Raw genomic sequence first — 21,259 nt, 5'->3', positions numbered from 1 at the left:
GTCATTCATCTTCGGTTTGGCTTTCTATCTGTCGATAGATATCCTCAACCAGCGCCAAGTTGCTGAGGTGATTGCCCGGTATCTGCACCTTGGCCGCTGCTGCTGCCACACCGTATTGATAAGCTTCCACCAGCGACTTCCCCCGGTGCAACTTGTATACAAGCACCGAAACAAAACTGTCCCCCGCTCCCACATGGCTTGCCACTTCTGTTTTTGGCGGCCGCACATGGAGCCTGTCGCCGGCGCGGGTTGCCAGTAAAGCGCCGTCTGCATCCAGGGTGACAATGAGTGCCTCGGCCATGCCGTCTGCCACCATTTCAGCCATGGCGGCAAGCATGCTCTTGTAGTCCTCGAGGCTGCCGGTATAACCACTGTCAACAAACTCACCACAATTGAGCTTGGCCAGATAGACGCCGGTCTTGAGTGGGGCAGCCAATGCCCTGCCGGAAGTGTCCAATATCGTCCTGATGCCTCTCTTCCTGGCGTCCAAAGCGATACGGCCATAAAAATCATCGGGGGCGCCTTCGGGCAGGCTTCCGCTGAGCACCAGATAACCCGGCGCCGGATCGATGTTATGCAGGAAATCAAGGCAGTTTTGCCATTCGGATTCGTTCAGTTGCTGTCCCGGAAATACCAGGTGGTACATCTTTCCGGTGGATGCTTCAGTAAGGCCGATGTTCTGGCAGGTGTCGTCGGCGATGTCCAAGCAATGAACGGGAACTCCCTCCTGCTGCAGGATTTCCCGAAGGTGTCTGCCGTTTTCTCCGCCGGCCGCGAAAACGGCCAGGACATCCGCCCCCATGCCGTGGAGGTTGCGGGCGACATTGATACCGCCACCGCCGGGCTCGCGGGCCGTAATCCGGCACCGACTCTTGCTGTCGTCGACCAGTCGCTCAGTTTCGCAAAACAGATCGATTGCGGGTTTTATGCAGAGAGTAACGATGGCGTTGATATCAGCTGCTCCTTATCGACAATGGTCTCTTATAAGATCAGGCATCCCGAATGGCGATGCCAGAGACTCAATCCCGGGTAAAGCTCTCGGTAAACCTGTAACGGTAGGCGCCATGCGCTACCAGGTCCTGGAACAGCTTCAATACCAGCGCTGTGCCGGATTCAACAGCACTGTTGTGCTGGCCCAGCTGTTCTCTCAGAGCCCTTTCGGCGGTGTGGCAAATCAGCATTGGTGGATGCACAGGCTGATTGGCTGTAAACAGGTGATTGCGCACTTCGTGCAATTCCTGGAGACAGTCTGCCGCCTCAGGAATATTGCCCAGCACCAGCCGGGTGCGGTTCCGGACATCCTCCAGTGAGTTGAACTGCCGGCAGTCGAGCAGAACCTCTATCTGATACATGACCAGCAGGGCTGTCCGGGCGCTGTACTCGTTTCGTTGCTCGGCCACTTTGAGAAGAGTGAAAAGGCTCTTGTCGATGCTTTTGATCGCAGTATAGGTCTGGCTGACTTCAGTGCCCTCCAGCCAGTTCCAGACTTCACCGAAAGCCAGATTCCGGAGTTTTGGCCACTCGTTTTCAATGGCAGTCTTGTAGGCGCCGTAAAATATCCTGGCGTCAAAGTGCTGTGCTTCATAGAGGTGCGCGTTTTCGCCAAGAAACCGGGCATTTAGGATCTGAAAAGAACCGGGGCAGGCAATGTGGGTAGCCATGACCAGTTGCTGAATAAAGGCTGTTGCTACCTGATAGCTTTCCTCTTCCGCCAGTTCCTGTTTTTCGCTGGCGATGGTAATGATCAGCCCCCCCTCCATGATTTTGCCGGCATCGTCGATGAAGGCTTGCTGATGCTCTGTAAAAGAACCTGACTCGGTTCTTGCGTTCTCCAGTGCCTTCAGCAATGGCCCGGCATCCAGGGTGACGTGATAATCATGGACGTCGCCTCTGAAGTCGCTGCGGCTTGAAAAAGACTTGTCAGCGAAAAAACCGCTGACCTCCTGCCACAGGGCGATAATATCACTGGTTTCTTTCTCGTTTCCCGGCGGGATAGCATTGGCTATATGCAGTTGTATCGAGGCTGATGATGTCATTGAACACTCCTTTATTTAAGTTCCTGACGCCAGAGTCTTTATGGCCTGCTTGACCATTTGGCTAGCATAGCCCCATTCATTATCGTACCAGGCGAAAACCTTGATCAGGTCGCCGTCGACAACACGAGTAGAACGGATATCGACAATGGCTGCACGGGGATCACCAATAGTATCAGATGACACGATGGGATCCTCGGCTATGCCAAGCACTCCCTGATAACGGGAAGTCTGTGCTTCCTGTATGAAGATATTGTTAACTTCTTCAACGGTTGTTTTGCGCCCGGTAACCAGGGTGAGATCAGAAAGGGACCCGGTGGCGACGGGCACCCGGACGGCGGCGCCGTCGAAACGTCCTTTGTGTTCCGGCAGGACATCACCGGTGGCGGAGGCGGCGCCCGTTGTAGTGACAATTATGTTGAGCCCGGCAGTGCGGCCTCTTTCCATGTTCTTGCCCGGCATATCGACAATACCCTGGCTGGCGGTATAGGCATGGACAGTGGTGAGCATCGCCTTCTGTATGCCGATATGACGGTGGAGAATTTCCACCACCGGAGCGATACAGTTGGTTGTGCAACTGGCGGTTGAAAAGCAGGCCGGCGCTCCATCCTCCAGTTCGTTGACTCCGTAAACCACCGATGGAATATTGCCACCTTTGCCCGGGGCGGACAGAATCACGCGTCGGGCGCCGGCCTTGATATGCTTCTCCAGGTCGCTCTGAGTGCGAAAGGCGCCGGTGCATTCGAGAACCAGATCAACATCAAGTTCGCGCCAGGGCAGGGTTGACGGATCGCCGTTTGAAAAGGCACGAACAGGCTGCCCGTCCACCTCAAGATATCCGTCACTGCTCCGCACTTCCTTGTGATACCGGCCATAAACTGAATCATAGCGTAGCAGGTAGACCAGATTGTCCAGCGGCGTCAGGTCATTTACGGCAACTACCTCCAGTTCTGGCTCGTCCATGATGATCCGGAGTGCCATGCGGCCGATCCGGCCCAGACCATTGATCGCTATCTTTTTCATCATTTAATCCTCGTTCCACATTATTTCAATGTTCAGTCAGCCCGCAAACGCCCACATTCCGCTATCAGACTGCGATAGTCAGCGGCCAGATTCCCGGGCATATCGGCCCACTGGAAACGCCAGGTCCAGTTGCCCTTTACAGTGCCTGGCGTGTTCATGCGGGCTTCTGAACCCAGTTTCAGCAGGTCTTGCATGGGAATAATGGCCAGCCTGGCCGGGGAATCCAGCGTGGCGTGGATCAGGGGGGCCGGCATTGCCTGTATCGGCTGATCCAGGCTGTCGAGTACAGTCGCCTGTTGTGCTTTGGATAACGAAAGCCACCACCCCAGTGTGGTGTCGTTGTCGTGGGTACCGGTGTAAACCACCGTGTCCGGGGTATGGTGTTGAAGGCGGTGGGGGTTGTCTGCATCCCCCTCAAAGGCGAACTGCAGCACGCGCATGCCGGGGAAACCCAGGTCCTTGCGCAGGGCAGTCACTTCCCGGGTAATGCTGCCCAGATCCTCCGCAACCAGTTGCAAGGGCCCCAGGGCGTCAAACACCGCATCGAAGAGCGCCCGGCCAGGGCCCGGTACCCAGTGCCCATGCTCGGCGGTATCTGCGTCTGCCGGCACCTCCCAGCAGGATTCGAAACCGCGGAAGTGGTCGACCCGCAGTATGTTGAACAGCATGCTCTGGAGGCGAAAGCGTTCGATCCACCAGCTGTAGCCATCGCTGGCCATTCGGTCCCAGCGGTAGAGGGGATTGCCCCAGAGCTGACCGGTGTCGCTGAAGGCGTCCGGGGGCACACCGGCCTGGGCCAGTTGGCGGCCATCGTCGTCGAAGGTGAAATAGTCCTGCCAGCACCACACGTCGGCGCTGTCGGCAGCCACATAGATCGGCATATCCCCGAAGAGCTCAATGCCATAGCGTTTGGCATAGGCAGATAACCGCGACCACTGGTCAAAGAACAGGAATTGCCCGAAACACTCCTGTTGCAGGGCATCCTCGTGGTCGTTGCGGGCGGCATCAAGCGCCGCTGGCTGCCGGCATCGGAGCGGCGCGGGCCAGCGGTACCAGGGCTGGCCGCCGTGTTGCCGTCGCAGAACCCGGAACAGCGCGTAATCCGGCAGCCAGCCGGCGTGATCCTGTCGGAACTGCTTATACCGGGCCCAGTCCCGGTGGCTGGCGTCGCGCTGGAATGTCTGCCAGGTGTGCTCCACCAGTTCCTGCCGACTGGTCTCATCGCCACCCTTGAATTCCGTGGTTTCCGGCAGTAGCCCGTCTTTCTGGAGCAATTGCGGGCTAAGCAGCCCGATGTGGCCGGCAAAGCTGGACTGGGCATTATAGGGTGACAGATCATCCTTGACGGGGCCGACCGGCAAAATCTGCCAGGTGGAAAAACCTGCGGCTGCCAGGAAATCGACAAAGCGGTAGGCATCGGGCCCCAGATTGCCCAGCTCACCGGTTCCCGGTAGCGACGTTATATGCAGAAGCACGCCGGCTCGCTTGCCCTGCAGCCAGCTTTTGCGGGCGCTCATTGTGTCCCCCGGCGCATAGTGCCACCGGCTTCGGGTTGCCCGGAGCCGTGACCAATTGGGTTGTCCAGGTTATCCGGCGGTGTTTGTTCCAGCAATTCGTAGAGCGCAACGAGTTGGCGACGGTAGAGCGTATCGAACTCTGTTACGGTCCCGGCGGGGTTGTAGTCCCCGAACCACCAGAACCAGTCGGAACCCTCGCACACCGCCAGTTGTCGTTCGACAGCCGCCTGCCGTTCCTCATCTTCTATGTCGGGAAGCGTCTTGTCGACGGCAGCCTTGGCCTGGCAGAGCAGGTCCCAGGCCCTGTTCTTGTCGGGATTGCCGATCCAGGTATCGAAGTTGCCATTGACCCAACTGCCGGCCACCAGTGTTGGTAGCTCATCGACCTGTCCCTCAAGCTCCTTCACGCAATCGGAAAAATGTACCAGCCGCACCTCCGGGCAATCCGCAAGGTCTGTGTACAGCTGCCGGAGAAAGTAAAATCCGTTCTGGGCATAGTGCTCCCAGGGGTTTTCACCATCAAGAATGATGCTGACCACCCGCCCCGGACGAGCCTTCTTGTTGCCGGCAATGGTTCGCAGGTGATGAATCAGGTCGGCAACCGCATCCCGGGCATGCCAGTTCTGATAAGTAAAACCGATCAGGTCAGACAGACCGTCATCCCGGAAAAAACACAGGGGCCCGCCAGCCTGAAGCCGCCGGGGGCGGTGCAGGTCGTCACCGGTGGGCTCCGGTTCTTCAAGACTGTGTCGCAGTACCCCCTGACCACTGGCCGTCCACTGGAAACCGGCCTCTCCAATCAGTGCCACCGTGCGCTCCGACAGCCCCCCCTCCGAGGGCCAGCAACCGGCGGGCTCGAGTTCAAAAAAATCCTGAAACGCTTCGCGGGCCCGTGCCAATTGCCAGATCGCCCGCTCCTCGCCACCGGGATAACAAGGTGACTCGGGTAGCTCGGCGTCGGGCTGGGCTTCGCGAGCGGATTGCAGATCCAGCAGCAGGGGCAGCATCGGATGGGAATAGGGACTTGCGCTCAGCTCGACGGTGCCCTGTTCGGCCAACAGTCGGTAGCGTTCTATCAGATTACCCATCAGTTTGCTGATCAGCGCCAGCAGGTCGCGTCGATTCTCCAGGGAATAGTCACTTTCCTGCTCCATGAGTTCGGCTACCAGAGGTTCTTGGCGCCGCACTGTCTCGCCGGTCCAGGCCAGGTGATACCACACCAGCAAATCCGCCAGTTGGGTGTCAGACAGATAGCGGGGGCCGGGTCCGGTTTCCAGGGCTGCCCGGGTCATGATGACCAGTCTGTCGAAGGCGGGGAGGGGCTCGATCATTCGCGCCTGGTGGGCTTGCAGACATCGCGTGAGCAGATCGTGGCGCTGCTGCTGGTCCTGGGGCAGTTGTTCTGTGATCAGGGCGTCCAGCAGTGGGCCGCCGATCGCGGTTCCGTTATCGAGGAACGACTGCAGCCGACCCCCATAATCCCGGATCTGCTCCAGAAGCACCGGAGGGAAATTGACCGCGACTTTCGTTCCCTCCGGGGCCTCCTCCAGGTGAGACGCCATGTCTGTATAGTCCTTGATGGCGTGAAGATAGACCCATGGTGAAAGATACTGGCCGCTGGCGGGGTCACAGTAGTCGGGTTGGTGCATATGCCAGCACAATACGAGCCGAAGTGGTTTGTCAGACATGGCCAGATTCCTGATTGAGCATTTCCATCATCAAATAAATGCCCGGGTCCCGACTTGACCATGGTCAACTGGGTAGCCTTGATCAGAGACCGAACGGGAAGGTCTCCGGCATACCCTTGCCCGCTTCCGGTCCCAGCGCATCCACCGCCCGGGTTTTGTCAAACCAGATATATTCGTCAAACTGCCTGGACAGGGATGCGATGAAGTAGTGACTGGCTATTTCCGTTTCCGGGCGATAGATCACGCCAATGGCCCGCTCCAGTCTTGGCCGCTGCAGTTCCTTCACAAGGTTCTTTTCGCCATGACGCAGAGGCAGGAAAAATGCGTTCAGGCCAGCGTCATGGCAAAGACGCTCATAACTGTCAGGCGTCGACGGCACAATGTTTTTGACTTCCATGGGTGCGCCCCAGTCAGATGCCGCCGCTACTGTACCCTGATGCGTGCCGAAGCCGATGAGATAGGCGGTCTCCCCGAAACGCTGGCGGCATAGAGAACCCACGTTGATCTCGCCACGAGACCCCATTTCTGTCGCCTCTGCGTTCCCCAGGTGGGAATTATGCGCCCAGACAATCGCCTTGCTGTCAGGGCCATGAAAATCAAGCAGGCTTTCCAGCGTATCGAACATGTGCTGGTCGCGCAGGTTCCAGGATTTGACCGAACCATCGTACATGGAACGATAAAAATGCTCGGCGTTCTTTACCAGACGGGCATTGGATACTGCATCGAGGAACCTGCGACCATCATGGGCTGAATATTCCAGCCGTTTCTGCATCAGCATGTTCAGCATTGCCACGACATCCTGTTCGCAACTCAGCTGTTGCCTGGTGAGCGCTACTCTGCCATAGGTTGCCGGATCCTTTTCCCAGGGTGTCAGGCAGCCATACCGCTCGCGGGCAACCGCGGCTGCCTCTGTGTCCACCTGTTCCAGGTAACCGATGATGGCATTGATGGAGGAATAGAGGCTGTAAAGATCCAGGCCGAAGAATCCCACCGCCTGATCCCCGGTATCTGCTTGCCGGTTATGGTGGCGTAGCCATTGCACAAAATTCGCAACCTGTCGGTTTGCCCACATCCACGTGGGGAAGCGGCTGAAGGTGAGCTCTTGTGTTGGCTCCTTTCGGGTTTCACGGACAAAATGATCGATCTGGGCGGCATCGGGCCAGTCCGCTTCCACGGCCACAAAGTGGAAGCCTTTTTTCTCAATCAGCTCCCTGGTGATGCGCGCACGCATCTCGTAGAACTCCGCGGTGCCATGGCTGGCTTCACCCAGCAGCACCAGGCGGGAATCTCCGATTCGTGACAGCAGGCCGCCGAGATCGACACTCTCTATGGAGGGAATGTGAATCGCCTGGCTCCGGATCTGCTCGGAAAGCGCAGCAGCGGGCTCGACCTTCCCCGGGGGCGGTCTGTTCAACCTGCCTTCCACATCTCGCCAACCCTCTTCACCGATCAATGGAACAAACCTGACCCCACCGAGTTCCTCGGTTCTGATGTCATCTTCGCTGACACGGGTAATACGTTGCAGCTTCTGATCATGCAGAGACTGGCCCACAGGAATGATCAGGCGGCCACCAATAACCAGTTGCCTGGTAAGTGACAGGGGCACCGAGGGCCCTCCGGCTGTCACAACAATGGCGTCAAAAGGGGCATGCTCCGGCCAGCCAAGAGTGCCGTCACCGCACCTGACCGAGACATTGTCATAGCCCAATGATGACAAGCGCTCGCGGGCCTGCTCTGCCAGTCCCCGGTGGCGCTCAATGGTATAAACCTGCTTCACGATCCGGGAAAGAACAGCCGCTGCGTAGCCGGAGCCGGTGCCTATCTCCAGCACAGTGTCTGACGGTCTGAGCTGCATTGCCTCGGTCATCAGAGCCACAATGTATGGCTGGGAGATTGTTTGGCCATTCTCTATGGGCAAGGGGGAGTCATCATAGGCCAGCTCAGCGAGATCAAGGCCGACAAATGCCTCCCGTGGAACAGTCGCCATGGCTTCCAGCACCCGTTTGTCCTGGATACCACGTTTTTTCAACAGATCCAGGAATGCTTGTTTTTTGCTGGAGCGTAGGTCGGTATCCACAATGGGCCTCCTCGATACACTTGTTTTGAGCGATGCACTATCAAGCGTGGCAGTAATCCGCACGGTGAAGTTGATGAGCATCAACTTGCCGCTGAATGTTGTCCTCAACATGCGCTGAATTTCTAGGGTTGTCTGTGCTTACCGGGCATGGGCTGCACATCCATTCCCGCCTTGTAAAGACGGTTGAGGACATCACGATTCTGGTGGTCGGCGAAGAAGTCCGCCACCGACTCTGCCGTCTCCTTGCCGATATCCGGAATATTCCCGATGTCTTGCTGTCCGGCTGCGGCCAGGCTTTCCAGGGCACCGTATTCATTGGCCAACTGACGTGCCACACGTTGCCCCACGTGACGAATGCCGAGGGCATAGAGAAATCGGTCCAGTGGCGGCTTTTTAGCCCCCTGGATGGCATCATGAAGCTGTTTCGCCGACCGCTCCGCGAACCCGTCCAGAGACTCAAGGTCCTCAACGGTGAGGCCATAAAGATCGGCAAGATCGTGCACCAGGCCCCGCTCTACCAACTGGGCCGCGGTGTGTTCACCAAGATGTTTGATATCCATTGCATCGCGGGAAGCGAAGTGCTGCAGACGGGTGACTAACTGTGCGGGGCAGGAAAGGCCTGCGTTGCACAGGTAATAGGCGCCTTTGCGCTGGACCTTCGAACCGCATGCTGGGCAGCGACGGGGCATGGAGAAGGGTGCCGCGCGCTTGCTGCCCTTTTGCCCGATGCGCTTTTCGATTTCCGGGATGACGTCACCGGCGCGTATCACACGGACGCAATCACCGACCCGGATATCCTTGCGCCGTACCTCGTTGGCGTTATGCAGGGTTGCACGGCTGACCGTGACGCCACCGACGTCCACCGGCTGCAGCAGCGCGACAGGTGTCAGTATGCCCGTGCGCCCGACCTGGACGACAATGTCCGCGACTGTAGTGACTTCCTCGCACGGCTCAAACTTCCACGCGATAGCCCAGCGTGGGTTGCGGTGCCGGTTACCCAGCTCGTCGCGCAGGCCATGATCGTCGACCTTGACGACAATCCCGTCGATCTCGTAATCGAGGACGTCCCGGCGCTTGGCCAGATCCTGATGAAAGGCCCGAATGTCCTCCAGAGAGCTGCCAGAGTCGTTCAGGGGGCTGACCCTCAGCCCCCAGCGAGACAACTGATCCAGGACTTCGCAGTGGGTGGGGGGGAGCTGGCTGTCGGCTGCCAGTATCTCGTAGAAAACAATATCGAAGGGCTTGCCGGCGACGTTACGCGATTCCAGCTGCCGCATCATTCCGGCCGCAGCATTGCGGGGGTTGGCAAAGGTATCCTGACCCCGCTCCACTCGTTGTCGGTTCAGTGCAACGAATCCTTCCCTGGACATGTAAACCTCGGCGCGGACCGCTACCCTGCCGGATGCCCCGTCAGCCTCCTGCAGGCAAAGTGGCAGAGAACGTATGGTCTTCAGATTGTGGGAAATGTCCTCGCCCACCATGCCATCGCCGCGCGTGCTGCCATGCTTGAACCTTCCATCGTGGTAGACGACCTCGACCGACAACCCGTCAAACTTCGGCTCCAGGCAGTAGCGGACGGATGTTGTTCCCGACTTGTCGCGTGCGGTTCTCAGAAAGGACTCGACGGCCTTGCACTCCAGGGTCGCCTGCAGGCTAAGCAGCGGTGCCGCATGCCGAATCTTGGTCAGTTTGCTCACCGGCTCGGCGCCGATGCGGACTGTCGGCGAATCTTCGGTTTTCAGGTCGGGAAAAGCGGCCTCCAGATCCTCAAGGCGCTGAAACAATTGGTCATAGACGGCATCCGATATCTTTGGTGCGTTTTTCACGTAGTACAGGTGGTCGTGATAATTGATTCCATCACGCAGGGCACGCGCCTCCTCCGCGGCTTCCTTCTCGGTCAGATCATCAATATTCCGGAAGTTCGTGTCCGGCTTGCTCCTGAAGTCCATCCTGCTCAATCTCCCCACCATGGACCTTGTTTATCGAATAAATGCCCGGGGACGGACTTGACCGGGATCAACTGAAGGCGGATTCGCCGAGAGTAGTGTATTGACATAATCTGGCCAAAAGCGTGAGTTGTTGGGATTTATGTCAATGAAAGTACCGACCGCAAAAAACACGTTCGACCACTCCGGCGAGCTCCGCAGGTCGCGTAGCAGCGGTCCGGCAAAGCGCCCACGGTTCGTGGTTCAAAAGCACGATGCTTCCACTGTGCATTACGATTTTCGCATTGAGGTGGGCAACGTGCTCAAGAGTTGGGCTGTTCCCAAAGGCCCCTCCACTGATCCTGGTAAAAAGCGCCTCATGATTCCTACCGAGGACCATGCGCTGGAATACGCTGATTTCGAAGGCGTGATTCCCGAAGGTAAATACGGTGCAGGGACTGTTCTCGTCTGGGACTGCGGTTGTTACCGCAACATCACCGAAAAGGACGGCGAGATACAGCCAATCGACGAGGCATTAGCGGCGGGTCATGTCTTGATCCAACTGTTCGGGAAAAAACTAAAGGGCGGCTACGCATTGCAACGCACCGGTTCCGGCGCTGATGCACGCTGGCTGTTGGTCAAGATGGATGACCAATACGCCGATGCTCGTCGCAACCCGGTTTCCACCGAGCCGAAGTCGGTGCTCACCGGGCGCACGATCAGGCAGATCGCGACGAATGCAGATGAGGACGCCGCCTCATAGCGTGAGGCGCGAGTTGCCGGGAGGCTTGAAAATGACGGATGCTGTATTGAAAGCGGGTGGACTTGATATTGCGATCGGCAATCCTGAAAAGCTGATGTTCAAGTCTCCGAACATCAGCAAGCTCGAACTGGCGAAGTACTACCTGAAGATCGCGGACGTGGCACTTCCCCATTACCGCAAGCGCGCTTTGACCATGCACCGCTATCCCGATGGCATCGGCGAGCGTGGCTTTTTCCAGAAGCATATTGCTGACTACTTTCCCGATTGGATCGATCGCGCCACTCTGCCCAAAGAGGGCGGTGAGGTGACCTCCGTGGTGGCCAACAATACCGCCACTCTCGTCTATCTGGCCGATCAGGCCTGCATCACTCCCCACCTTGCCCTTTCCCGGACGGACCGACACAACCACCCCGACCGGATGATTTTTGACCTTGACCCTTCTGACGATGACTTTGGCAAGGTCCGCACCACTGCCACTCACCTCAAGACGCTGCTGGACCGTCTGGGCCTGGTTTCATTCGTGCAGACCACCGGTTCCCGTGGCCTTCACGTTCTGGTTCCATTGGACCGAAAAGCCGATTTCCAGCAGGTACGCGCCTTCAGTCATCGCGTTTGCCGCAAACTTGCAGAACAGCATGCCGATTTAATGACTATTGAACAGCGCAGGAACATGCGTGGTACACGGGTTTTTCTCGATGATTTGCGCAACGGTTATGGCCAGACCGCGGTTGCACCCTATGCCGTTCGCGCACTCCAGGGTGCTCCGATTGCGACACCGCTGAAATGGGATGAGGTGGGTTGCGGGAATCTGACGCCCCGTAAATACCACATGGGCAATATATTGAGGCGCCTGGGGCAGACGGATGATCCCTGGGCAGATCTTGCCCGATACGCACAGGGTCTTGATCGCGCAGAACGCCGAATTGCTTGTGCCGATACGATGTGAGGTGACAGCAATGCTGAGAAAGGTCTGAGTAATAAGGTTATAAAATGAATGGACACGCAGGTACCTGTTCTGCAAGACCCTCTCTGGTTCCGCTGGATCCGGCGAAGATTGATGCGGTGATATTCGATCTCGATGGGGTCATTACGGACACCCGTCGTGCTCATGAAGCCGCGTGGAAGCAACTGTTCGATGACTACCTGAAAGAGTATGGGGCGGCACGACAGTCCGGTCTGGCACCATTCAGTCACGAGGATTACAGTGAATACCTGGACGGCAAGCCCCGGTATGACGGCGTGCGGGATTTCCTGGAATCCAGGCATATCCGATTGCCGTGGGGCGATCCTTACGACGCCCCTGACCGGGAAACAGTCTGCGGTCTTGGCAATCGCAAGAACCGGTATTTCCGCGAATGGCTTGAAAGCCATAGGGTGGATATCTTTCCCGATGCCCTGGAGATGCTGCAAAGCCTGAACGAGGCCGGTATCAGCGCTGCGGTTATTTCCGCCAGCAGAAACTGCGAAGCCGTGCTTGCCAATGCGGGAATCTCGGATTTGTTTGCGGTCAAGGTGGATGGCATCGACATGGCCGAGCAAAACCTGCCGGGCAAGCCTGATCCCGCCATCTTTCTGCAAGCTGCGTCCCGCCTTGGGGTTCGACCTGAACGGGCGGTTGTTATTGAGGACGCAGTGGCGGGCGTGGAAGCCGCCGCCGGTGGCGGTTTTGCACTGGTTGTGGGGGTCAGCCGTGGAGAGTCGAGCCACAGTCAGGCGTTACAAACCAGTGGAGCGCATGTCGTAACCGACACACTGGGTGAACTTCTGGAACACCAGAGACGCAGTGTATATGCTGCGCCCCTGCACGACATTCCCTCATTGTGGAAAGCCCGCAAGGACGTGAAAGAACGCTTGCAGGGCAAGCATGTCGCCCTGTTCCTGGATTATGACGGCACCCTGACCCCGATCGTCGAAGACTATCGCAAGGCCGAACTGAGCGGGGAAATGCGGACTGTTATCGACCAACTCGCTCAGACGTGCACAGTGGCTGTTATCAGCGGACGCGACCTGGAAAATGTTCGCGGGCTTGTAGGCCTGGATCAGATCTTTTATGCGGGTAGTCACGGATTCGATATCGCCGGGCCCGAGGGCTGGCATGAAGAGCTTCAGCAGGGAAAGGCATTCCTCCCTGATCTGGATTCCGCCGAAGCCAGCTTGATGAAAGAACTCGCTGATATCGACGGCGCCTCTGTGGAGCGCAAAAAATTCTCCATCGCTGTTCATTACCGACAGGTAGCAGACAATCGTGTGCCTGCAGTGGAGAAAGTCGTGGACCGGGTACTTTCCGATCACCCCCGCCTGCGCAAATCCTCCGGCAAGAAAGTGTTTGATGTGAAGCCCCGTACCGACTGGAACAAAGGACAGGCCCTGTTGTGGCTACTGGAACGATTCGGCCATGAGAAAGGTCCCGATGTGGTGCCGATCTATATTGGTGACGATACTACGGATGAAGACGCGTTCCGTGTCCTCAGGCAGGAAGAAGGGGGCTGTGGGGGCATCGGAATAGTGGTGCGCGACGACAGCGAACGGCAAACCATTGCCCATTACGCGCTGGAGGACACCGATGAGGTGGCGGATTTCCTGAAGTGGCTGTCCATGATCACTGCAACCGGAGGTAACGCATGAGCGACAAGGGCTGGCTGCTTGAGTACGAGGGCTATGAGCCGCAGCATGAGGGGCTGCGCGAGACATTATGCGCGCTTGGCAATGGTTACTTTTGCACCCGCGGCGCGGCCCCGGATGTCACCGCCGGCAAGTTCCATTATCCGGGGTCCTATCTCGCCGGAGGCTACAACCGGCTTACCACCGAAATTGAAGGCCGTGAGATCGAGAATGAGGATCTGGTCAACATTCCCAACTGGCTTGTGCTGATGATTCGCGTGGACGACGGGCCCTGGCTGAACCCGGACCAGTTGACCTTCATGGATTATCGGCAAGTGCTCGATCTTCGTCGGGGAGTGCTGAGCCGCACATTGCGATTTTGCGATGACCAGGACCGTATCACAAGAGTCGAGGAGCGGCGTTTTGTCAGCATGGTGGACGCACACCTTGCTGGCCTGGAGGTAACCATTACTGCGGAAAACTGGTCAGGCTGCCTGACCGTGCGTTCCGGCCTGGACGGAACGGTCACCAATATGGGCGTGGCACGCTATCAAAGTCTGAGAGGACGTCATCTCGAGCCTCTGGATGCGGGGGCGATGGGGAATGAGATCATCTGGCTGAGAAGCCGGACCGTGCAATCCCGGATCGAGATAGCGCAGGCCGCGCGAACCCGCCTTTATCATAACGGCAGAGTCATTCACCCGGATCATGCTGCGGACGTTTGCAAGGGCCTGGTTGCACAGGAGGTCTCGGTGGATGTCGCGCCGGGAGATACCACCAGGGTGGAGAAGATTGCCTCCCTGTTTACCTCCCGGGATCGGGGCATCTCCGAGCCACTGCTTGCGGCAAAGGAAAAGCTTCCTCCGGCCGGTGATTTCGATGCACTCCTTGCCAGTCATGAGAATGCCTGGCAGCACCTGTGGGAATTGTTTGAGCTGGAGATCGATAGCGACGGTGGCGTCGACCTCTCGATGAAACTGCGCCTCCATGTTTTTCACCTGTTGCAGACCGTAACGCGCCACACCAATGATCTGGATGTCGGTGTGCCCCCCCGGGGCTGGAACGGTGAGGCCTACCGTGCTCACATCATGTGGGATGAACTGTTCATATTTCCTCTTATTGTCGCCCATGCCCCCGCCCGTTGCCGCGCGCTTTTGCAATATCGCTATCGCCGATTACCTGCTGCGAGAAGCCTGGCCCGGGAAGCCGGGTTCAGTGGTGCGATGTTCCCGTGGCAGAGCGGGAGCAGCGGACGGGAAGAAAGCCAGGTTCTGCACCTGAATCCGGAATCGGGGCGATGGATTCCGGATAACAGCAACCGCCAGCGGCATGTCAATTCCGCCATTGTTTACAATCTCTGGCACTACTATGAAGTGAGTGGCGATTGTGAATTCATGGAGGAATACGGCGCCGAAATGCTGCTGGAGATCGCCCGTTTCTGGGCCGGCATCGTCTCCTGGAATGCACAGCGGGGTCGCTACGACATTTGCCGGGTCATGGGCCCGGATGAGTACCACACCGCCTATCCTGGCGCAGACCCTTCCACAGAGGGTGGCCTGGATAATAATGCCTACACCAATGTGATGGCGGCCTGGGTGCTCACTCGCGCCTGTCAGGTACTGGAAATTCTGCCACCGGACCGTGCGCGTCAGCTTTGTGAAGAACTGGGTATCACCGGCGAGGAAGTTGAACGCTGGCATGACGTCAGCCGCAAACTGTTTGTTCCTCTCAACGAAGAGGGGATTATCAGTCAGTTTGAAGGCTATGAAGACCTGGAAGAGTTCGACTGGAATGGCGCCCGGAAAAAATACGGCGATATCCACCGGCTTGACCGCATTCTTGAGGCGGAAGGTGATGACACCAATCGCTACAAGGCCTCGAAACAGGCCGATGTCCTGATGCTGTTCTATCTGTTCACAGCGGAAGAGCTGAAGCAAATTTTCGAACAGCTTGGCTATCCGTTTGACCCCCATACCATTCCGAGAAACGTGGATTATTATCTCCACAGAACCTCCCATGGCTCGACCCTGAGCTGGGTCCTGCACTCGTGGGTGCTGGCGCGAAGCGACCGACAGCATTCATGGCAACTGTTTCAGAACGCACTGGACAGCGACATCAGCGATATCCAGGGGGGCACGACACCGGAAGGCATCCATCTGGGGGCGATGGCCGGTACCGTTGATCTGATTCAGCGCTGCTATCTGGGCCTTGAAGTCCAGGGGGATGTGCTGTTTCTGAATCCCACCTTGCCGGACGAGATCCACCGGTTGAAAACATGCCTGTGGTACAGAAGACAGAAGCTGGACCTCGAGGTAACCAAAGACCGACTTCGGGTCAGCAGCCGCCAGTTGACAGCAGATCCTGTCACCATTGCATACCGGGGCCTGTTTCATGCGGTCAGCCCCGGCTCACATTACCAGTTCCGGCTGATCAAACACTGAACAGTCCACGAAGGAGTCAACGCCATGTCAGATGAACAGACCCTCGCTTTATGGTTCGCAGACCTCGGGCGCAGCGATGGCGATAAAGTGGGTGGCAAGAATGCCTCACTCGGAGAAATGGTCAGTCGGTTGCAGGCCTCGGGGGTGAAAGTGCCCTCGGGATTTGCCACTTCAGCAGCTGCCTACTGGCTGTTTATTGACCACAATGAGCTCCGTGAGAAGCTGACAGAGGCAATGGCGGGCCTGAAGAAAGACCACAGCAACCTTGAAGCGGTGGGTGATTCGGTTCGTAAAATGATTCTTAGGGGGAAATTCCCCGGTCCGCTGGCCGAAAGCCTGTGTCAGCATTATCGTGACCTTTCCGCCCACCTGGAGCGGGATGAACCCGACGTAGCCGTGCGCAGTTCCGCAACCGCCGAGGATTTGCCGGAAGCGAGTTTTGCCGGACAGCTGGAGACCTTCCTTAACATTCGCGGTGAGGAAGCACTGCTCGACGCCGTAAAACGCTGCTTTGCCTCATTGTTTACCAATCGCGCCATTGCCTATCGCGAAAACAACGGCTTCGACCACATGCAGGTGGCCCTGTCGGCGGGAGTCCAGCAGATGGTCCGGTCAGACCTCTCTGCTTCTGGAGTCATGTTCTCTATCGACACGGAAACCGGATTCCCCGATATCATCCTGATCACCGGCGCCTGGGGGCTGGGTGAAACCGTGGTGCAGGGGATGGTTGAGCCGGACGAGTTCCATGTCTTCAAGCCATTGCTGGAACAGGCCGGTGTGCGCCCTATCGTCGAAAAGACGCTGGGGGGAAAAGGCCAGAAAATGATTTATGGCACAGGCAAGTCCCCGACAAAACTGGTGGCGACCAGCAAACAGGAGCGCGCCAGCTTTGTCCTTGATGATGATGAAGTCCTGCAGCTGGCGCGCTGGGCCAGGGCCATCGAGGAACACTACGGGCAGCCCATGGATATGGAGTGGGCGAAAGATGGTGAAACAGGCGAGCTGTATATCGTGCAGGCCCGGCCCGAAACCATACAATCCCGCAAAGAGGCCGCCACCCTCAGGTCCTACCAGATGATGGAAGAAGGAAAACGCCTGGTGACCGGCCTGGCCATTGGCGACTCCATCGCGACCGGCAAGGTGCAACAGCTCGACAGCCCTGAGGAGATAGACCGCTTCGAGGAAGGCGCGGTGCTGGTCACCGGAATGACCGATCCCGACTGGGTGCCCATCATGAAGCGGGCGTCTGCTATCGTTACCGATCACGGTGGTCGTACCAGCCACGCAGCCATCGTCAGCCGCGAACTGGGCCTCACCGCATTGGTGGGCGCCGGCAACGCCATGGCAAATCTCAAGGACGGACAGGTTGTCACGGTTTCCTGTGCCGAGGGCGATGAGGGAGTGGTTTACGAGGGTAAACTGGCCTTTGAGGAACGCGAACTCAATCTCGACGACATTCCTGAAACCCGCACCCGGGTTATGGTCAACCTTGCGAATCCATCCTCTGCCTACCGCTGGTGGCGCTTGCCCACGGATGGTGTGGGGCTGGCGCGGATGGAGTTCATCATCGGCAACATGATTAAGATTCACCCGATGGCACTGGTGCATTATAAGACGCTTGAAGACAAGCAGGCCCGGCGCCGGATTGATGAATTGACCCTGGGTTATGAGGACAAGTCCGACTATTTTGTCGACACCCTGGCGCGGGGCATGGCCCGGATCGCAGCCGCGCACCACCCGCATCCGGTTATCGTGCGCATGAGCGATTTCAAAACCAATGAATACGCCCGGCTGATCGGCGGTGCGGCATTCGAGCCGAAGGAGGAAAACCCGATGCTCGGCTGGCGCGGCGCCTCACGCTATTACGATGAGGGTTACCGCGAGGGTTTTGCCCTGGAGTGCCGTGCGGTGCGGCGCGCCCGTGAACAGATCGGGATGGACAATATCGCCATCATGATTCCATTTTGTCGCTCCCCCGCCGAAGCGGACAAGGTGCTCGCCGTGTTGGCCGAGGAAGGTCTTGTGAGGGGACAGTATGGCCTCGATATTTATGTGATGGCTGAACTCCCGGCCAATGTCCTTCGTGCCCGGGAATTTGCCGAACGCTTCGATGGTTTCTCCATCGGCTCCAACGACCTCACCCAGCTGGTACTGGGCATTGACCGCGACAGCGACCGGCTCAAGGCCCTGTTCGACGAACAGGACGAGGCGGTGAAAATTGCAATCGCCGATCTTCTGGAAAAGGCGCAACGGTCAGGAACGCCCGTTGGATTCTGTGGTCAGGCCCCCAGCGACCATCCGGCATTCGCCGGTTTTCTGGTGGGCCAAGGAATCAACTCGATTTCGGTGACGCCCGACAGTTTCCTGGCAGTGAAACAGCAGGTTGCAGAGGCGGAAGAACGACCTGACACAGGTCTGCCCAGTCATTCTTCATGAGAGTATTCAAGATAGTCGTTTACAAAGACACAGATCGACTGAAGAGCCCGGTCTGGACTACGCGATGGGAGCATGCATGGAAGAGCCGACGAACCAATCTTTTCTTCAGGGCATCGAAGAGGTGCTTGACCACTGGGCGGTAGACCCGGAACAGGGCCTGAGCCAAAAGGAATCGGATAAAAGACTGGCACAGTTCGGTCCCAACCGCCTCGAAGCCAGCCGGCGCAAATCGACCTGGCGCATCCTGTTTGACCAATTCAGAAGTCTGGTCATCATCCTGCTGGTGGTGGCCTCGGCCATAGCAGCGGCTTTCGGGGAGTTCATCGAAGCCATGGCCATTGCAGTGGCCATTCTGATCAATGGGGCCATTGGTTTCGGAACAGAGTACGCCGCGACGCGGTCGATGGATGCATTGCGGCGTCTGGGACAGACCACCGCTAGGGTACGCCGGGAAGGCAAGGAACAGGAGCTGCCTGCTGGTCAGTTGGTGCCGGGTGATGTTGTGATTCTCGGCGAGGGCATGGTCGTGCCAGCGGACCTGCGCCTCGCATCGGTCGAAAACCTGCAGTGCAATGAAGCTGCTCTTACTGGCGAATCCGAGCCAGTCTCCAAAACGACTGAAGCCCTGGAAGATCGAGAAGCGCCTCTTGCTGACCGTGTGAATATGGCTTTCAAGGGTACCGCCGTGACCCGCGGTACGGCCGAAGGCGTGGTGGTCTGCACGGGGCAGGACACCGAGATCGGTCGGATCGCTGCCCTGGTTGAAGGCGCGGACAAAGATGCCGCCCCTCTCGAGCGCAGGCTCGAAAATCTTGGCAAGCGATTGATCTACCTGGTTATTATCGTCGGCCTGGTGGTGGCCGCATCCGGAATTATTGCCGGCCAGGAGGTCGGTCTGATGGTCGAAACTGCCATCGTCCTGGCGATCGCTGCCGTACCGGAGGGCCTGCCTGTTGTCGCCACGCTGTCACTGGGACGTGGCATGTGGCGTATGGCCAGACGCGGCGCATTGGTCAAGCGGCTCTCCGCCGTGGAAACCCTGGGCGCGACGACGGTGATCATCACCGACAAGACCGGCACACTCACCGAAAACCGCATGGTACTGAACCGCATAGCGCTGGCTGGCGGTGATATTCATGTCTCGAACCAGGACGATGCTTTCCTTGCGGATGATTCCCCGGTTGATCCGGAAGAGCGACCTGATCTGAAGGCGGCCCTCCGCACCATGGTTCTGTGCAACAACTCGGAGCGTGGAGAGAACGACGAGGAAGGCTCGGGTGATCCGATGGAGGTTGCGTTACTGGATGCCGGTGCACTGGCAGGACTGGATCGGAAGGAGCTTCTTGAGACCTGGCCGGAGGAGCGCGAGGTGAGCTTCGATCCGGATACCAAGATGATGGCCACTATTCACCGTGACGGCAGCGATTATCTGGCAGCGGTCAAAGGTGCGCCGGAGGCTGTTCTGGCAGCGGCGACCCGGTACCGCAACTGCGATTCGGACGAGGGCCTTGATGACGATGCGCGCGACCAGTGGCAGCAACGGAATGAAACATTGGCCGCGGACGGTCTGCGGGTGCTGGCTCTGGCTGAGAAATCCATGACGGACGTTGACTCCGAAGCATACGAAGAGTTGGTAATGCTTGGGCTGGCAGGGCTGTATGACCCTCCCCGGGTTGCCGTGGCGGATGCCATCAGGGCATGCAGAGAAGCGGGTATCCGCATCGTGATGGCCACTGGCGACCATGCTGCCACCGGGCTGAACGTCGCGCGGGAAGTCGGTATGGTGGACCAGGAAAAGGACGTTCTCGAAGGTGTGGACCTTGATCCTGAAGATATTGAACGAATCAGGGAAACCGAGATCTTCGCCCGGGTCAATCCGGAGCAAAAGCTGACCCTGGTGGAGGCTTTTCAGAAAGCCGGGGAAATCGTGGGCATGACAGGTGACGGGGTCAATGACGCGCCGGCACTGAAAAAGGCGGATATCGGTATTGCCATGGGCAAGCGAGGCACAGAGGTTGCTCGCGAGGCAAGCGACATAGTCCTCCATGACGATGCATTCGAGACCATTGTGATGGCCGTCCGCCAGGGACGGACAATCTTCGACAATATCCGCAAGTTTATTATCTTTCTTTTGTCCGGGAATCTTGGCCAGATTCTGCTTGTCTCCGGCGCCGTGCTGGCCGGATGGCCTCTGCCACTGCTGCCGTTGCAGATCCTGTTCCTGAACATGCTGCTGGACGTGTTTCCTGCGCTGGCGCTGGGTGTGGGCGATGACGAGCCAGTGGTGATGCAGAGGCAACCCCGCGACCCATCGGAACCAGTCCTGACCCGCAGTGGTTGGCTGGCGATCCTGGGCTTTGGCGCCACCATGGGGGCGTCTGTTCTGGCAACGTTCGCTATCGCCCGGTCGGTTTTTGACATGGACTATGAGGGTGCCGTGACCGTGGCCTTTTTGACGTACGGTATGGCGAGGCTCTGGCATGTGTTCAACATGCGTTCACCTGAAAGCCATTGGCTGCATAACAATGTGGTCACTAGCCGGTTCGTCTGGGGAGCGATCGTGATCTGCATCATTCTGCTATTGATCGCACTTTACTTTCCTCCGTTGAGCGGGCTGCTGGGGCTGGTACCACTCACGTCCATTTCGCACTGGCTACTGGTGCTGGCCGGCAGCCTGGTTCCGCTTCTGGTCGGCCAGATTGCAATCCAGGTGGCAGCAAAACGTTATGTGCAGAAGTGATATTTCAGCCATTCA

13 protein-coding genes and 1 pseudogene are annotated in these 21,259 nt (G+C 57.9%); 6 read left to right on the top strand and 8 right to left on the bottom strand.

The genetic code is table 11. From position 1 onward, the window contains the following. Position 1: 1 nt before the first annotated feature. From HLUCCO03_RS10790 to ligA, 8 genes and pseudogenes are all read right to left on the bottom strand, one after another. Positions 2 to 889 (bottom strand): 1-phosphofructokinase family hexose kinase, encoded by an 888-nt coding sequence (locus tag HLUCCO03_RS10790; protein WP_292016701.1) that lies wholly within the window; start codon positions 887 to 889, stop codon positions 2 to 4. A 130-nt stretch (positions 890 to 1,019) separates the two neighbouring features. Then, positions 1,020 to 2,036, bottom strand: a complete 1,017-nt coding sequence (locus HLUCCO03_RS10785) for a hypothetical protein (protein ID WP_027832297.1) — start codon at positions 2,034 to 2,036, stop codon at positions 1,020 to 1,022. Between the two features lie 15 nt (positions 2,037 to 2,051). Then, on the bottom strand, positions 2,052 to 3,059 hold the full coding sequence (gene gap / locus HLUCCO03_RS10780; RefSeq protein WP_197025679.1) for a type I glyceraldehyde-3-phosphate dehydrogenase: 1,008 nt from the start codon (positions 3,057 to 3,059) through the stop codon (positions 2,052 to 2,054). Between the two features lie 29 nt (positions 3,060 to 3,088). Then, the gene (gene malQ / locus HLUCCO03_RS10775) at positions 3,089 to 4,573 is read right to left on the bottom strand and encodes a 4-alpha-glucanotransferase (RefSeq protein WP_027832295.1); all 1,485 of its coding nucleotides are present in this window, start codon (positions 4,571 to 4,573) and stop codon (positions 3,089 to 3,091) included. Continuing rightward, a complete protein-coding gene (locus HLUCCO03_RS10770) occupies positions 4,570 to 6,261 on the bottom strand; it encodes a glycoside hydrolase family 57 protein (protein WP_027832294.1) in 1,692 nt (563 codons plus the stop codon). The genes malQ and HLUCCO03_RS10770 overlap by 4 nt, the downstream gene beginning before the upstream one ends. Positions 6,262 to 6,343: 82 nt before the next feature. Next, positions 6,344 to 7,687, bottom strand: a complete 1,344-nt coding sequence (locus HLUCCO03_RS10765) for an erythromycin esterase family protein (RefSeq protein ID WP_367142356.1) — start codon at positions 7,685 to 7,687, stop codon at positions 6,344 to 6,346. Between the two features lie 15 nt (positions 7,688 to 7,702). After that, a pseudogene (locus HLUCCO03_RS19410) lies at positions 7,703 to 8,338 on the bottom strand (protein-L-isoaspartate(D-aspartate) O-methyltransferase); the annotation flags it as partial. Positions 8,339 to 8,460: 122 nt separating this feature from the next. After that, a complete protein-coding gene (gene ligA / locus HLUCCO03_RS10760; RefSeq protein ID WP_051603878.1) occupies positions 8,461 to 10,287 on the bottom strand; it encodes an NAD-dependent DNA ligase LigA in 1,827 nt (608 codons plus the stop codon). 145 nt (positions 10,288 to 10,432) lie between these two features. On the opposite strand from ligA, the gene HLUCCO03_RS10755 reads away from it, so the two are divergent. The 6 genes from HLUCCO03_RS10755 (at position 10,433) to HLUCCO03_RS10730 (ending at position 21,244) form a co-directional block, all read left to right on the top strand. After that, entirely contained in the window at positions 10,433 to 11,026 is a 594-nt protein-coding gene (locus tag HLUCCO03_RS10755; protein WP_292016689.1) for a DNA polymerase ligase N-terminal domain-containing protein, read from the top strand. A 31-nt stretch (positions 11,027 to 11,057) separates the two neighbouring features. Beyond that, on the top strand, positions 11,058 to 11,972 hold the full coding sequence (ligD, locus tag HLUCCO03_RS10750) for a non-homologous end-joining DNA ligase (protein WP_027832292.1): 915 nt from the start codon (positions 11,058 to 11,060) through the stop codon (positions 11,970 to 11,972). Positions 11,973 to 12,016: 44 nt separating this feature from the next. Then, positions 12,017 to 13,651 (top strand): trehalose-phosphatase, encoded by a 1,635-nt coding sequence (gene otsB / locus HLUCCO03_RS10745; protein WP_155939958.1) that lies wholly within the window; start codon positions 12,017 to 12,019, stop codon positions 13,649 to 13,651. Further along, entirely contained in the window at positions 13,648 to 16,068 is a 2,421-nt protein-coding gene (locus HLUCCO03_RS10740; RefSeq protein ID WP_155939956.1) for a glycosyl hydrolase family 65 protein, read from the top strand. The genes otsB and HLUCCO03_RS10740 overlap by 4 nt, the downstream gene beginning before the upstream one ends. A gap of 24 nt (positions 16,069 to 16,092) precedes the next feature. Then, positions 16,093 to 18,504 (top strand): phosphoenolpyruvate synthase, encoded by a 2,412-nt coding sequence (gene ppsA / locus HLUCCO03_RS10735; RefSeq protein WP_027832291.1) that lies wholly within the window; start codon positions 16,093 to 16,095, stop codon positions 18,502 to 18,504. A 76-nt stretch (positions 18,505 to 18,580) separates the two neighbouring features. Beyond that, positions 18,581 to 21,244 carry a cation-transporting P-type ATPase gene (locus HLUCCO03_RS10730; protein WP_027832290.1) on the top strand — a complete coding sequence of 888 codons (2,664 nt, stop codon included), beginning with the start codon at positions 18,581 to 18,583 and terminating at the stop codon, positions 21,242 to 21,244. Positions 21,245 to 21,259: the final 15 nt, after the last annotated feature.

This window comes from Marinobacter sp. HL-58 (assembly GCF_001314605.1).
Lineage (GTDB): Bacteria > Pseudomonadota > Gammaproteobacteria > Pseudomonadales > Oleiphilaceae > Marinobacter.
The sequence above is the reverse complement of the archived record's forward strand: the minus strand, read 5'-3'. Positions and strand labels throughout refer to the sequence as shown.